Origin of the sequence: Pseudomonas sp. G34 (assembly GCF_031119625.1) — a bacterium.
GTDB lineage: Bacteria > Pseudomonadota > Gammaproteobacteria > Pseudomonadales > Pseudomonadaceae > Aquipseudomonas.
On the sequence record NZ_JAVHZV010000029.1, the window covers coordinates 592,158 to 606,857 of the forward strand.

Below are 14,700 nucleotides of genomic sequence, written 5' to 3' on the forward strand. Positions count from 1 at the left end.
CGGTGGTTCCCTTTCTTTCCAGGGTGCGGGCGTGCAACGACGCCCACACACAGCAGGCTCAATTGGTTTGCAGAAAGCTCAGTACACGCCCGGTGAACAGTTCACCGGCCTGCACGTTGGACAGGTGCGCGGCGTCGAACTCGACCAACTCGGCGCCACGGATGCGCGCCTGCATGAAGCGGCCGTGCTCCGGGGTGGTCACCGCATCGCCCGTGCCGCAGACGATCAGCGTCGGCGCCACAATGCTCGCGATCTGCTCGCGGAAATCGGCATCGCGCACCGCAGCGCAGTTGCCGGCATAACCTTGCGGCGAGGTCTGCGCCAGCATGGTGACGATGGGCTCGACCTTCTCCGGCTGAGCCTTGGCGAACGGCGCGGTGAACCAGCGTTCGATGGACGCATCACGCAGGTCGCGCATGGCCTTCTCGCCGCCCTTTAGCACGGTGTCGATGCGGCTGTTCCACACCTCGTCGGTGCCGATCTTGGCGCCGGTGTTGCACAGCACCAGGCGATCCAGGCGCGAAGGCGCGTTGATCGCCAGCCACTGGCCGATCAGCCCGCCCATCGACAGGCCGCAGAAATGCGCCTTGTCGATGTTCAGCGCATCGAGCAGCGCCAACACGTCGCGGCCGTTCTGCTCGATGCTGTAGAAGCCCGGGGTGACCAGCGACTGGCCGTGACCGCGGGTGTCGTAACGCAGTACCCGGAAATGTTCGGTGAACGCCGGGATCTGCGCATCCCACATATGCAGGTTGGTGCCCAGGGAGTTGGAAAGCACCAGCACCGGTGCGGCGGCCGGGCCTTCGAACAGGTAGTTCAGGTCGCCATCGGCGAGGGATACGACAGGCATGACAATCTCCTAACGGGAAAACGATTCAGTGATTCGCTGCGCGGTGCTGCGCCACCGCACGCTCGACCCAGCGCTTCGCCTGGCCCAGGTAATGGGCGGGGTCGAGCAAACGATCCAGCTCTTCGCCGGACAGTTGCGCCGTGACCTCGGCGTTGGCGCCCAGCACGTCGCGCAGATGGGCGCCCTCCTTCACCGCCTGCTTGCAGCACTGTTCGACCAGATGATGAGCGGCGTCGCGGCCAATGCGCTGCGCCAGGGCGATGCTCACCGCCTCGGCGAGCACCAGGCCGCGGGTCAGTTCGAGGTTGGCGGCCATGCGCTCGGCATCCACTTCCAGGCCGGGCACCAGGATCAGCGCCTGCTGCAAGGCACCGGAAACCAGGCAGCACAGCTCGGGCAGCGTCTCCCACTCGGCGTGCCACAGGCCGAGGCTGCGCTCGTGCTCCTGGGGCATGGCGGCGAACAGGGTGGCGACCAGCCCCGGCGCGCGGGTAGCGGCGCCGATGAGTACCGCGGCACCCACCGGGTTGCGCTTGTGCGGCATGGTCGAGGAACCGCCCTTGCCTGGCGCCGAGGGCTCGAACAGCTCGCCGGCTTCGGTCTGCATCAACAGGCTGATGTCACGGCCCAGTTTGCCCAGGCTGCCGGCGATCAGGCCAAGCAGGCTGGCGAACTCGACCAGGCGATCACGCTGGGTGTGCCAGGGTTGCTCGGGCAGTTGCAGGTCCAGCTCGGCCGCCAGGGCGCCAGCCACCGACCAGGCCTTGTCGCCCAACGCCGCCAGGCTGCCGGATGCACCACCAAACTGCAGGCACAGCAGGCGCGGTTTGATTTCGTCGAGGCGCTGACGATGGCGGTCGATGGCGCCCAGCCAGCCGGCGATCTTCATGCCCAAGGTGACCGGGGTGGCGTGCTGCAGCCAGGTGCGCCCGGCCATCGGCGTGGCCGCATAACGCTGGGCCTGCGCGGCCAGCTGGCGGCTCAGGGTTTCGAGGTCACGCTCCAGCAGGTCGATGGCCGCGCGCAGTTGCAGCACCAGGCCGCTGTCCATGGCGTCCTGGCTGGTGGCGCCCATGTGCACGTAGCGCTCGGCCTCGGCATTGCTCGCCGCGACGCGCTTGCCCAGCGCCTTGACCAGCGGAATCGCCGAGTTGCCGGCGCTGCCGATGGCGATAGCCAGGGCGTCGAAGTCATAGAGCTCGGCCCGGCAGGCGGCCTCGATATCGGCCACCAGCGCCCGGGGAATTACCCCGGCCGCTGCCTCGGCCCGGGCCAGCGCTGCCTCGAAGTCGAGCATGCCCTGCACCCGGCCCTGGTCGCTGAACACCTGGCGCATCGGCGCACTGGTGAAGTAGGCATCGAACAGCTGGCTAGCGGGCCTTGAACTCATACAGCGAACACTCCGTGGTCAATGATCGTGGTGCAGGTAACTGGCCTGGCGCGGCAGGCGCAGGCTGACCAGAAAGGCCAGCACCATCATGCCTGATACGTACCAGTAGAAGGTTTGTTCCATACCAATGGACTTCAGGCCCAGGGCAACATACTCAGCCGAACCGCCGAACAGCGCGTTGGCCACCGCGTAAGCCAGGCCGACGCCCAGGGCGCGCACCTCCGGCGGGAACATCTCGGCCTTCACCAGGCCGCTGATCGAGGTGTACAGGCTGACGATGGCCAGCGCCGCGATGATCAGCAGGAAGGCCATCAGCGGGCTTTGCACGGTGTGCAGCAGCGCCAGGATCGGCCAGGTGAAGATAGCGCCCAGGGCGCCGAACCAGAGCATCGAGGTGCGCCGGCCGATGCGGTCGGACAACGCGCCGAACAGTGGCTGCATGATCATGAACAGGAACAGCGCGCCAGTCATGATGCCGCTGGCCATCTTGGCGCTCATGCCGGCCGAGTTGACCAGGTACTTCTGCATGTAGGTGGTGAAGGTATAGAAGATCAGCGAACCGCCGGCGGTGTAGCCCAGCACGGTGAAGAACGCCGCCTTGTGGTGCTTGAACAGGTAGCCGATGCTGCCCGATTCCTTGTTGCCGATCTGATCCTGCTTGGCGGTTTCGTCCAGCGAGCGACGCAGGTAGAACGCCACCACGGCAGCCATGGCGCCGATCACGAACGGGATGCGCCAGCCCCAGGCGCGCAGCTCACCCTCGCTCAGCGCCTGCTGGAGAATCACCACCACCAGCACCGCGAGCAATTGCCCGCCGATCAGGGTGACGTACTGGAAGGAGGCGAAGAAGCCGCGCTGGCCCTTGAGCGCCACTTCGCTCATGTAGGTGGCGGTGGTGCCGTATTCGCCGCCCACCGACAGGCCCTGGAACAAGCGCGCCAGCAACAGCAAGGCCGGCGCCAGGGTGCCGATGCTGCTGTAGGTCGGCATGCAGGCGATGGCCAGCGAGCCGAGGCACATCATCAGCACCGAGATCATCATCGAGACCTTGCGGCCGTACTTGTCCGCCACGCGGCCAAACACCCAGCCGCCGATCGGCCGCATCAGAAAACCGGCAGCGAACACGCCTGCGGTATTGAGCAACTGTACGGTGGGGTCATCGGAGGGGAAGAAGGCCGGCGCGAAGTAGATCGCGCAGAAGGCATACACGTAGAAGTCGAACCACTCGACCAGGTTGCCCGAGGAGGCGCCGACGATGGCGAAGATCCGCTTGCGGCGCTCTTCGGGGCTGTAATTCGGGGCTTCGTACGCCGCGCTGGCTTCAGTACTCATCATGGATACTCACTGGTAGGAAACGGAACCGTCCCTACTCCGACCCCATATGTAACCAAATGATTCGTCATTTCGAGTCGTTTGCCCTCGCCAGGCCACGGGGTCGTGGGCCGCGCCCTGGCGAGGACAAACGAAACCTTTAAGAGCGCTTATCAGCTGATCAACGCGATACCCGTGGGAGCGGGCGGGGACGCCTAGTCCATGCCCGCGAATCGGGCGCATGGCGCCCTCCCACAGGATGCGCGGTCTGCCTCAAACCGCAGGTGGGTAGCGACGTAGGGTGGACAACGCTCTTTTTGTCCACCATTGCGATTGCAGAGCGTTGGACGGAAAAAGCGCCGGCCCACCCTACGACAGGCAGCTTCGCCATCCTGCAAAAACACCCCTTCAAACCCGCTCGATAGCCAGCGCCAGCCCCTGCCCGACGCCCACGCACATGGTCGCCAGACCAAGCTTGCCGCCGGTCTTCTCCAGGTGGTGCACGGCGGTCAGTACCAGGCGGTTGCCGCTCATGCCCAGTGGATGGCCAAGGGCGATGGCGCCGCCGTTCGGGTTGACCTTGGCGCTGTCGTCCGGCAGACCGAGGTCGCGGGTGACGGCCAGGCCTTGGGCCGCGAAGGCTTCGTTCAGCTCGATCACGTCGAACTGCTCGATGCTCAGGTTCAGCCGCGCCAGCAGCTTGCGCACCGCCGGCACCGGGCCGACGCCCATGATGCGCGGGGCCACGCCACCGCTGGCCATGCCCAGCACCTTGGCGCGTGGCTTGAGGCCGTATTGCTTCACGGCTTCGGCAGAGGCCAGGATCATCGCCGAGGCGCCGTCGTTGAGGCCCGAGGCGTTGCCGGCGGTGACCGTCTTGCCTTCGCCATTGACCGGTTTGAGCTTGGCCAGGCCTTCGGCCGTGGTATCGGCGCGCGGATGCTCGTCGGTGTCGACGATCACCTCGCCCTTCTTGCTCTTGATCACCACCGGGACGATTTCCTCGGCGTAGTAACCGCTCTGCTGGGCAGCCGCCGCACGCTGCTGGCTGCGCAGGCCGAAGGCGTCCTGGTCGGCACGGCTGACGCCATACTCCTCGGCGACGTTGTCGCCGGTGACCGGCATCGGGTCGACGCCGTACTGCTCCTTCATCGCCGGGTTGACGAAGCGCCAGCCCAGGGTGGTGTCTTCCAGTTTCTGGCCACGGCCAAAGGCACTGTCGGCCTTGCCCATCACGTACGGCGCGCGGGTCATCGACTCGACGCCGGCGGCGATGGCCAGCTCCATTTCACCCGAGGCGATGGCGCGGAAGGCAGCGCCCACCGCTTCCATGCCCGAGGCGCAGAGGCGGTTGAGGGTCACGCCCGGCACGCTTTCCGGCAGGCCGGCGAGTAGCAGCGCCATACGGGCGACGTTGCGGTTGTCTTCGCCGGACTGGTTGGCGCAGCCCATGAACACTTCATCGACCGCTGACCAGTCGACCTGCGGGCTACGCTCGACCAGCGCCTTGAGCGGGATCGCCGCCAGGTCGTCGGCGCGTACCGCGGACAGCGCGCCATTGAGGCGGCCAATCGGTGTGCGCACGGCGTCGCAGATAAATACCTCGCGGCTCATTCGTCACCACCCTTCTGCCCGTGGGCAGCGGCAGTACGGGCTTCCAGATCACGCAGCGCAGCCAGTTCCTCGGCTTTCGGCGCCTCGGTGGTGCTCACGTTGTCGGCAAAGCGGATCTGCCAGCCGGTGTTCTCGATCACCTGCTCGCGGGTCACCCCCGGGTGCATCGAGGTAACGATGAATTCATTGCTGCCGGCTTCCGGCTCCATGATGCACAGGTCGGTGATGATCGCCACCGGGCCCTCGCCGGGCAGGCCCAGGCGTTTGCGATGGTCACCGCCTTCGCCATGGCCGACCGAAGTGATGAACGCCAGTTTGTCGACGAAGGTGCGATGGCCCTGCTTGAGGATGATCAGCACCTTCTTGGCACTGCCGGCAATCTCCGGTGCGCCGCCAGCGCCTGGCAGGCGCACTTTCGGCGCATGGTAGTCGCCGATCACTGTGGTGTTGATGTTGCCAAACTTGTCGACCTGGGCGGCGCCGAGGAAGCCGACATCGATGCGCCCACCCTGCAGCCAGTAGCGGAAGATCTCGCCGGTCGGCACCACGGTGTCGGCGGTTTCAGCCAGTTCACCGTCACCGATGGACAGTGGCAGCACGCTTGGCTTGGCGCCAATCGGGCCGGATTCGTAGATCAGCACCACTTCCGGCGCGTGGGTCAGCCGCGCCAGGTTGGCGGCCTTGGATGGCAGGCCGATGCCGACGAAGCACACGCTGCCGTTACCGAGGCGGCGCGCAGCGGCCACGGTCATCATTTCGTTGGTATTGAAGTCGCTCATCACTTGGCCTCCCCGTTAACCTTTGCCTGGTACTGCGCAAAATCCTCGGTGCCGCGGATGTATTCATCGATCCACGCGGTGAAGGTTTCGCGGTCACGGGCAATCGGATCCCAGGCCTGGTAGAAGCGGTTGTCGCGCTCGTAGTAGCCATGGGCGTAGGACGGATGGGCACCGCCGGGCACCACGCAGACCGCGGTCAACGCCCAGGTCGGCAGCACGCAGGCATTCATCGGTGCCTGCAGGTCGTCGACGATTTCCTCGACGGTGACGATGCAACGCCTGGCCGCCAGCGCGGCCTCCTTCTGCACACCGAGAATGCCCTGGATCAGCACGTTGCCCTTGCGGTCGGCCTTCTGCGCGTGGATCACGGTGACGTCCGGGCGCACGCTGGGAACCGCCGCCAGCTTCTCGCCGGTGAACGGGCATTCGATGAACTTGATATCCGGGTTGACCTTGACCAGGTCCGAGCCCTGGTAGCCGCGCAGCACGGCGAACGGCAGGTTGGAGGCGCCGGCGACGTAGGCGTTGGCCATGGCGGCGTGGCTGTGCTCGCTGATTTCCAGCTTGTGCGGCCAGTGCTTCTCGACGGCGTCACGCAGGCGGTGCAGCGAACCGACACCGGGGTTGCCGCCCCAGGAGAAGATCAGCTTCCTGGCGCAACCGGCACCGATCAGCAGGTCGTAGACCAGATCGGGGGTCATGCGCACCAAGGTCAGATCCTTCTTGTTCTGGCGGATCAGCTCATGGGACGCAGCGGTCGGGATCAGGTGGGTGAAGCCTTCGAGGGCAACGGTGTCGCCATCGTGAACGAAGCGTTCGACCGCTTCGCGCAGGGAGAGAATCTCAGCCATGGTCGTTCTCGTCTTGTTGCTCTGGGTACTGGGCGGCGGGTGTGCCGTATGGTCACAAGGTACTCATCCAGTAGGCGGCTAACAATCCGATAATCGACTATCCGTTCGATAATCGAACAAGACTTGCAGCACTGCTCTCAGAAGCTGTTCATGCTCTCTCAGCCCGGGTTCGTCGATTTTGGCAGCTCGTAGGAGGGGCTTCAGCCCCGAGCTCTTTACCCCTCATAAAGCTCGGGGCTGACCCCCTACAAAATCAGCAGCGCCCGATGCCCGCTTTGCCTGGTCGCTGCCGCTTCATGCACATACAGATCGTGAACAGGTTCTCAGCGGTTGCGCTTGTAGGTCTCCGACGGCAGCTCGCCAAAGCGCCGGCGGTAGGCTTCGGCGAAGCGGCCCAGGTGCAGAAAGCCGTGATCCAGGGCGACCTCGGTAATGCTGCGCACCTGGCAGTTGGGGTCGAGCAGCTGGGCATGGATACGCTCCAGCTTGCGCTGGCGGATGTAATCCTTGGGGCTGATGCCGGCATGGCGCTCGAACAGGGCGTAAAGCGAGCGTTCGCTGACCCGGGCGATGGTCACCAACTGCTCGATACCGATGTCCTGGGTCAGGTGCTGCTCGATGTAATCGACCACCTGCTCGAAGGAGCCGCCCTGGGCCTGCGGTTGCACGCGCTGCACGTTGTTGCCCAACAGGCCCAGCAGCTTGCTGGCGATGATGCGCACGTAGTGCTCCTGTACCTGAGGCATGCTGGACGCGGCTTCGGCTTCCTGGCAGATCAGCATCAGCAGGTTGGAAAACCCCTCCAGCTCACCCATGTCGTGGCGCGCGGCGCTGAAGCGGATACCGCTTTGCGGCAGCATCCAGCGGTTTTCCAGGCAGGTGTTCTCGAACAGGCTGACCGGCAGCTTGACGATGAATTTCTCGCAGTCGGCCGAATAGGTCAGATCCACCGGGTCGTCCGGGTTGATCAGCAGCAGTTCGCCCGGCACATAGAAGTGCTCCTGGCCGCGGCACTGCGAGCGGCAATGGCCCTTGAGCAGCACCTGCAGGTGGTAGATGGTTTCCAGCGCCGGTGAGGTGACGCGCACGCTGCCGCCATAGCTGATGCGGCACAGATCGAGGCTGGCGAACTTGCGGTGATTGAGGCTCGCCTCGGGAAAACCGCTGGTGGGCAGGCGAATGCAGTGAGCACCGACGTGCTGATTGACGTACTCGGACACCGCGTAAGGATCGGCGCGCTCGAACACACTGCTGCGCGCGCTCAGCAAGACATTGCTCATCATCAGGCCTCGTTGTTTTTCTTATAAGGCTGAACCGCCGCTAGCCGGCAATCCGCTAATCGTCCGGCGATTCTAACCCTCCCCTGGTAACGCGATACGCCAGCGTGACAAAGGGTTACATCTCTCCCAGGCATGCGAAAAACGGGCGCTCAATGCAAGGCGCCGCGCGGCCCCTCGCCTGCATTGATGGGCAGGCGAGAGGCAGCACGGCGAGCGCTCCTTAAAAGGCGTTGAGGCTTACACCTCCAGCGCGCGCACCCGCTCGTGGCGCTGCTGAGCCTTCGCTTCGGCGGTGGATTGCAGGGTGAAATCAAACTCGATTTCAGCGAAGCGCCCTTGCACGCCATGGGCTTTGGCGCGCTCGGCGTCGTCGAAGAAGTCGATCCTGGCGATCAGCTCGTCGCGGGTGGCGTAGGCGAAGTCGTCGTGCAGGTACTTGTCGCCATCCAGGTTGATCTGGGTGGTCAGGTGGCGATGGCCTGGCGCGGAGATGAAGAAGTGCACATGGGCCGGGCGCTGGCCGTGACGGCCGAGCTGATCGAGCAGTTGCTGGGTCGGGCCATCCGGCGGGCAGCCGTAGCCGGACGGCACGATGCTGCGAAAGCGATAACGGCCCTCGGCGTCAGTCTCGATGCGGCGGCGCAGGTTGAATTCCGACTGCGCAGGGTCGAAGTACGAATAGGTGCCGCCGGTGTTGGCGTGCCATACGTCGACGATGGCGCCGGCCAGCGGCTTGCCATCGGTGTCGAACACCCGGCCCTTCATGAACAGCGGGATGCCGGCGTCCTGGCCGTCGTCCAGGCGCGCTTCACCCTTGCTCAGCGGCGCGCCAGCCACGTACAGCGGGCCTTCGATGGTGCGCGGGGTGCCGCCGGTGCGACCGGCCTCTTCGTCCTCGGCGTCCATCAGCATGTCGAGGTAGTGCTCGATACCCAGGCCCGCGACGACCAGCCCCGCTTCCTGGCGGGCGCCGAGTTCGTTGAGGTAGTTCACGGCTTTCCAGAACTCTTCCGGGGTGATCTGCAGGTCTTCGATGATCTTCGCCGTGTCGTTGAGTACACGGTGAATCACCGTTTTCATGCGGGCGTTGCCGCCGTCATTGGTGAAGCCGGCGGCATCTTCGAAGAACTTCTGCACTTCGACGGTCTGGGCGATACGAACGGTCATGGCGTGTTTCCTCATCTTGTTGTTGTCTGGATCGGATCAGGCGAGCGAATGGCGCCGATCAGCGATCGTCATCGTGGATCGAGGATGGGTGGCGACACAGCGCCATGACCTCGATGTCCATGTACGGGTACAGCGGCAATTGCATCAGCGTGTCATGCAAAGCCTGGGCATCGGCCACGTCGAAAATGCTGACATTGGCGTAAAGCCCGGCGATGCGCCAGAGGTGACGCCAGGTGCCGTCGCGCTGCAGGCGCTGGGCCAGTTCCTTCTCGTCAGCCTTGAGACGCGCGGCCTGCTCGGCGGGCATGTCGGTCGGCAGTTTTACGGTCATGCGCACGTGAAACAGCATGGCTAGCTCCTTTGCGATTCAGGTTCAGCGGCGGCGGAAATGCTGCAGGCGCTCTTCATCGAGCTCCACGCCAAGGCCGGGGGTGGTCGGAATCTTCAGTTCGAAATCACGGTACACCGGCACCTCGACGAGAATGTCCTCGGTCAGCAGCAACGGGCCGAACAGCTCGGTGTGCCATTCCAGCTTGCTCAGGGTGGCGAAGGCATGGGCCGAGGCCAGGGTGCCGACGCTGCCTTCGAGCATGGTGCCGCCGTACAGGGCGATGCCTGCCGCTTCGGCGATATAGGCACTGCGCAGCACGGCACGCGGGCCGCCGTTCTTGGCGATCTTCAGGGCGAACACCGGTGCGGCGCCGCCACGGGCCAGGTTGAAGCTGTCTTCCACGCTCTCGATGGCTTCGTCGGCCATGATCGGCGTCGGGCTGCGGGCACTGACGCGCGCCTGGGCCTGCACGTCCTGGCGGGGAATCGGTTGCTCGATCAGGTCGACCCCGGCATCTCCGAGCGCCTGGCAGGCACGAATGGCCACCGCCTCGCTCCACGCCTGGTTGACGTCTACCCGCACGCTGGCACGGTCGCCCAAGGCGCGCTTGATCGCCGCCACGTGGGCGATATCCAGCGCAGCGTCGCGGCTGCCGATCTTCAGCTTGAAAATCCGGTGGCGACGCAGGTCGAGCATGCGCTCGGCTTCGTCGATGTCCTTGGTTGTATCGCCGCTGGCCAGCGTCCAGGCCACTTCCAGGCCGTCACGCACCCGGCCACCGAGCAGCTCGGCGACCGGCAGGCCAAGGCGCTTGCCCTGGGCGTCGAGCAAGGCGGTTTCTACCGCCGAGCGGGCAAAGGTGTTGGCGCGCACGCTGCGGTCGATACGCAGCATGGCCGCGTTGATGTTGCCGGCCGGCTGGCCGATCAGCAGCGGTGCGAAGTAGGTATCGATATTGGTCTTGATGCTTTCCGGGCTTTCCCCGGCATAGGCCAGGCCACCGATGGTGGTGGCTTCACCGACGCCTTCGATGCCGTCACTGCAGCGCAGGCGCAGGATCACCAGGGTCTGGTGCTGCATGGTGTGCATGGCCAGCTTGTGTGGGCGAATGGTCGGCAGGTCGACGATCAGGGTCTCGAGGCTTTCGATCAGCGGGAGGCTCATGGGCGGTGATCCGTGTGCAGGGGGCAACGGGCAGGTGCCAGCGACGCGACGCGCCGGGGCGCCTCGCTCACCAGGCCGGCCAGCCGCAGAGGAGCAGAAGAACAAAGGATGCGAGTGAGCACGAGCATATCCTTGAGGTTTTATTTTTGTCTGGGCACAGATTGACCTCAGCAAATCAGGCAGTCCAATATTGAATCGGTCTGGTTTCATACCCTGGAGGTATCATGGAGCTGCGCCATTTGCGTTACTTCCGCGTGCTCGCGGAAACCCTGAATTTCACCCGCGCAGCCGAACGCCTGCATATCGCCCAGCCGCCGCTGAGCCGGCAGATTCAGCAACTGGAAGACGAGTTGGGCGTGGCCCTGATCGAGCGTGGCAGGCCGCTGCGCCTGACCGAGGCCGGGCGCTTCTTCTATGAACATTCCGTGCAACTGCTCGAGCAGTTGGGCCGCGTCAGCGATGACACCCGGCGCATCGCCGAAGGCCAGCGGCGCTGGTTCGGTATCGGCTTCGCGCCTTCGACCCTGTACGGCGCGCTGCCAGAGCTGATCCGCCAGCTGCGCGCCGAGGCCGCCATCGAACTGGGCTTGTCCGAGCTGACCACCCTGCCTCAGGTCGAAGCCCTCAAGCGCGGCCGCATCGATATCGGCTTCGGCCGTATCCATATTGAGGACCCGGCCATCGTCCAGGAAGTGATCCGCCAGGATCCGCTGGTCGCCGCCCTGCCCGCCGGCCACCGGCTGCTGGCCGCTCCGGCTTCCCTGGAGGAACTGGCCCGCGAACCCTTCGTGCTCTACCCCGCGTCACCACGGCCCAGCTACGCCGACCACGTGCTGGCCCTGTTCGCCCGAAATGGCCTGAAGATTCGCGTGGCGCAGATGACCAACGAACTGCAGACCGCCATCGGCCTGGTCGCCGCCGGCATCGGCATCAGCCTGGTGCCCGCCTCGGTGCAGCGCCTGCACCGCGACGATATCGGCTACACACCGCTGCTCGACGCAACGGCTACCTCGCCCATCGTGATCAGCTACCGCAAGGACGACGACTCCCCGCTGCTCAAGCGCTGCCTGAAGCTGGTGAAGAATCTGGATAGAGAGTGAGGGCGATTGGCGGGCAGCCCGTAGGATGGGTGGAACCCATCAATAGTTGCGATGGGTTTCACCTACGCGGCCCGACCCATCCTACGGCGCAAGCATTAGCTATCGCCTATCAGCAAGATGAGCCACGGCCATCCACGATCCCTGTGGGAGCGCGCCATGCGCGCGAAAAATCGCGGGCGTGGAACTGGGCGTCCCTGCCCCACTCCCACAGGAGGACTGCAAGACGGCGGATTACGCAATCAACACGAGCTCCCTAAAGGACGACAGCCAGCGCCTCACAGCAACGTCCAGGTGTACGAAAGGATCAGCCGGTTCTCATCGATATCACTGCGATAGTTGGAACGCGCCTCGACGTTGCGCACCCGCACGCCCAGTCCCTTGAGCGCCCCGCTCTGCACCACGTAGGCGATATCCAGGTCGCGCTCACGATCCTTGCCCTCGAAGCCACGGCCGGTGTCGACGTTGTTGCCGCGGATATAGCGAACCGTGGTGGTCAGCCCGGGTACGCCGAGGGCGGCGAAGTCGTAGTCGTAGCGGGCCTGCCAGGAGCGCTCGTCGGTGTAGGCGAACTCGTAGGTCGGCACCTCGTTGCCCAGCGGCGTGACGTTGGCGAACACCCGCGGGAACTGGTTGTCGCCGAACATCGCCTGGTAGCCGACATAGAAGGTATGGCTACCATGCCTGGCCGAAATCAGCGAGTAGAAAGCCTGGTTGTCGATAGTGCCGAGCAGCTTGTCGCCATCTTCCTGGCTGTCGAAGTAGCCGAGGTTGGCGCCCAGGACCCAGGCGCCCAGCGGCTCGCTGTGTTTGAGGCCGACGAAGCGCTGGTTGTAGATGTCCTCGAGCTGTGCGTACCAGAGACTGGCGGTGGTGCGTTTGTCGTTGAAGGCATAGTCGGCGCCTAGGTAGTTGAAGGCGTCGCTGCTGACCTGGCGCTGCGGCACATGGCCGAGCATGGTCTGCAGCTTGTCGTCGCCGGCCTCGTTGCGCAGGCTGGTGGAGCGCAGGTGGCCGCCCTGCAGGGTGAGGCCGTCGATCTCCCGGGACAGCAGCGAGGCGCCCTGGTAGCCCGGCGGCAGCAGGCGGATGTCGCTGAAGGTCAGTACCGGCAAGTTGGGCTGCAACTCCCCGACGCGCAGTTCCGTTTGCGAATAACGAGCTTTCAGCGCCACACCGAGGCGGCTGTATTCGTCGGCTGCCTCACCGTTGTCGCGCACTGGCAATAGTCCGGTATTGACCCGGTCCGGGCTGCTGTCGAGCTTGATGCCCAAGAGCCCCTGGGCGTCCAGGCCAAAGCCGACCACGCCCGGCGTGTAGCCGGACTTGAAGTCGAGGATGAAACCCTGGGCCCACTCCTCGGCCTTGGACTGGCGGTTGGCGCCGACGATGTCGGAAAAATCCCGGCTGAAGTAGTAGTTGCGCGCCTGCAAGGTGGCACTGGCGCCGTTGACGAAGCCCTGGTTGGCGGCCTGCACGGCAGCCGGCAGGCTCAGCACGCCCAGGGAAAATACGCACAAGGTAGTTGGATGCTTACTCATGGTTGCTCTGCTCTTGTTGTTATTGCATGGGTACAGCGGCGCCCCGCGCCAGACAGCGCAGAGAGCCGGGTCAGGAAAATCGGAGTCAGCGCGTCGCTTGGTCGGGCCTGGAACCCACTGCCTGCTCGGCGCCGGGCACGCTTTTATGGGCCAGCAGCCAATGGGCGAACAGCCCGAAGATCAGCCCCCAGAACGCCGCCGACAGCCCGAGAAAGGACATCCCCGAGGCGGTAACCAGAAAGGCCACCAGCGCCGCTTCGCGCTCTTGCGGCACGGCCATGGCGCCGGCCAGGGAAGCCGCGATGGCACCAAACAGCGCCAGCCCTGCCAGTGCCGCCACCAGTGCCTGGGGAAAGGCGCTGAACAAGCTGACCAGGGTGGCCCCGAACAGGCCGAACAGCAGGTAGAACAGACCGCCCACCACGCCGGCCAGGTAGCGCCGCTCGGGCCGCTCATGGGCCTCACGACCGGTACAGATCGCCGCGGTAATCGCCCCCAGCGCCAGGCCATGGCAGGCAAAGGGCGCCAGCAGCAAGCTGCCCAGGCCACAGCCAGCCAATAGCGGTCGCGCTGGCACCTGGCGGTAACCGCTGCTGCGCAGCAAGGCCATGCCCGGGATGAATTGCCCGGTCAGCGCCACCACGGCCAGCGGCACGCCGATATTGAGCATCGCCATAGGGGAAAACTGCGGGGTGATCCACACTGGCGTGGCCAGGCCGATCACCCAGGCATCGGCGCTGAGCTCGCCACGGCCGATCACCAGGCCGACGCCGACCAGCAATACCGCCAGCACCGCATAGCGTGGCGACACACGCTTGCACACCAGGTAGGTGACGAACATCGCCAGCACCAGCAGCGGCTGCTCCTGCAGCGAGGTGAACAGCGCACTGCCGAAGCTGAACAGAATGCCCGCCAGCATCGCCGCGCACACCGACAGCGGCAGCCGCGCGACCAGTTTGTCGAAGGCACCGCTGAGACCCACCACCAGCACGATCAGGTTGGCCACCATATAGGCGCCCACCGCTTCGCCGAGGCTCACCTGCGGCAACAGGCTGACCAGCAGCGCCGAGCCCGGCGCCGACCAGGCGATCACCACCGGCGCCCGGTAACGCAGGCTGAGCACGATGCCCAGCACGCCACTGCCGATGCTGATCGCCCAGATCCACGACGACAGCACCTCGGCCGGCAAACCCGCCGTGCGCGCTGCCTGGAAGATGATCAGCAGCGGCCCGGCATAGGAAATCACCGTGGCGATAAAGCCGGCGACCAGCGCCGACAGCGACATGTCCTTGAACAGCTTCATTGCATCGCTCCGTCAAGCGGGC

General features: G+C 65.1%; 13 protein-coding genes. 1 reads left to right on the forward strand and 12 read right to left on the reverse strand.

All coding sequences use genetic code 11. The annotated features are described in order from the left end of the window. Positions 1-58: 58 nt before the first annotated feature. The 10 genes from pcaD to QYS36_RS21200 all read right to left on the reverse strand — a co-directional run bounded on the left by pcaD (position 59) and on the right by QYS36_RS21200 (position 10,737). Entirely contained in the window at positions 59-850 is a 792-nt protein-coding gene (pcaD, locus tag QYS36_RS21155) for a 3-oxoadipate enol-lactonase (protein ID WP_308841319.1), read from the reverse strand. A gap of 25 nt (positions 851-875) precedes the next feature. Next, positions 876-2,240, reverse strand: a complete 1,365-nt coding sequence (locus tag QYS36_RS21160; RefSeq protein WP_308841320.1) for a 3-carboxy-cis,cis-muconate cycloisomerase — start codon at positions 2,238-2,240, stop codon at positions 876-878. Positions 2,241-2,258: 18 nt separating this feature from the next. After that, positions 2,259-3,572, reverse strand: a complete 1,314-nt coding sequence (locus QYS36_RS21165) for an MFS family transporter (RefSeq protein ID WP_308841408.1) — start codon at positions 3,570-3,572, stop codon at positions 2,259-2,261. Positions 3,573-3,959: 387 nt separating this feature from the next. Beyond that, the gene (pcaF, locus tag QYS36_RS21170) at positions 3,960-5,165 is read right to left on the reverse strand and encodes a 3-oxoadipyl-CoA thiolase (protein WP_308841321.1); all 1,206 of its coding nucleotides are present in this window, start codon (positions 5,163-5,165) and stop codon (positions 3,960-3,962) included. Then, positions 5,162-5,944 (reverse strand): CoA-transferase subunit beta, encoded by a 783-nt coding sequence (locus QYS36_RS21175; RefSeq protein WP_074885046.1) that lies wholly within the window; start codon positions 5,942-5,944, stop codon positions 5,162-5,164. The genes pcaF and QYS36_RS21175 overlap by 4 nt, the downstream gene beginning before the upstream one ends. Beyond that, the gene (locus tag QYS36_RS21180) at positions 5,944-6,795 is read right to left on the reverse strand and encodes a CoA transferase subunit A (protein WP_308841322.1); all 852 of its coding nucleotides are present in this window, start codon (positions 6,793-6,795) and stop codon (positions 5,944-5,946) included. The genes QYS36_RS21175 and QYS36_RS21180 overlap by 1 nt, the downstream gene beginning before the upstream one ends. 323 nt (positions 6,796-7,118) lie before the next feature. Beyond that, positions 7,119-8,075 (reverse strand): AraC family transcriptional regulator, encoded by a 957-nt coding sequence (locus tag QYS36_RS21185; RefSeq protein WP_308841409.1) that lies wholly within the window; start codon positions 8,073-8,075, stop codon positions 7,119-7,121. Positions 8,076-8,312: 237 nt separating this feature from the next. Beyond that, positions 8,313-9,242, reverse strand: a complete 930-nt coding sequence (catA, locus tag QYS36_RS21190; RefSeq protein ID WP_308841323.1) for a catechol 1,2-dioxygenase — start codon at positions 9,240-9,242, stop codon at positions 8,313-8,315. A gap of 58 nt (positions 9,243-9,300) precedes the next feature. After that, entirely contained in the window at positions 9,301-9,591 is a 291-nt protein-coding gene (gene catC, locus QYS36_RS21195; RefSeq protein WP_308841324.1) for a muconolactone Delta-isomerase, read from the reverse strand. A gap of 24 nt (positions 9,592-9,615) precedes the next feature. Beyond that, a complete protein-coding gene (locus QYS36_RS21200; RefSeq protein ID WP_308841325.1) occupies positions 9,616-10,737 on the reverse strand; it encodes a muconate cycloisomerase family protein in 1,122 nt (373 codons plus the stop codon). A 224-nt stretch (positions 10,738-10,961) separates the two neighbouring features. Between QYS36_RS21200 and QYS36_RS21205 the strand changes: the two genes are divergently transcribed. Then, positions 10,962-11,837: a LysR family transcriptional regulator gene (locus QYS36_RS21205; protein WP_308841326.1), complete on the forward strand. Its 876-nt coding sequence runs from the start codon at positions 10,962-10,964 to the stop codon at positions 11,835-11,837. 275 nt (positions 11,838-12,112) lie between these two features. Here the strand turns inward: QYS36_RS21205 and QYS36_RS21210 are convergent, their stop codons facing one another. Both QYS36_RS21210 and QYS36_RS21215 read right to left on the reverse strand, forming a co-directional pair. Continuing rightward, positions 12,113-13,375, reverse strand: a complete 1,263-nt coding sequence (locus tag QYS36_RS21210; RefSeq protein WP_308841327.1) for an OprD family porin — start codon at positions 13,373-13,375, stop codon at positions 12,113-12,115. An 85-nt stretch (positions 13,376-13,460) separates the two neighbouring features. Beyond that, entirely contained in the window at positions 13,461-14,678 is a 1,218-nt protein-coding gene (locus QYS36_RS21215) for a benzoate/H(+) symporter BenE family transporter (protein WP_308841328.1), read from the reverse strand. Between the last annotated feature and the right edge of the window lie 22 nt (positions 14,679-14,700).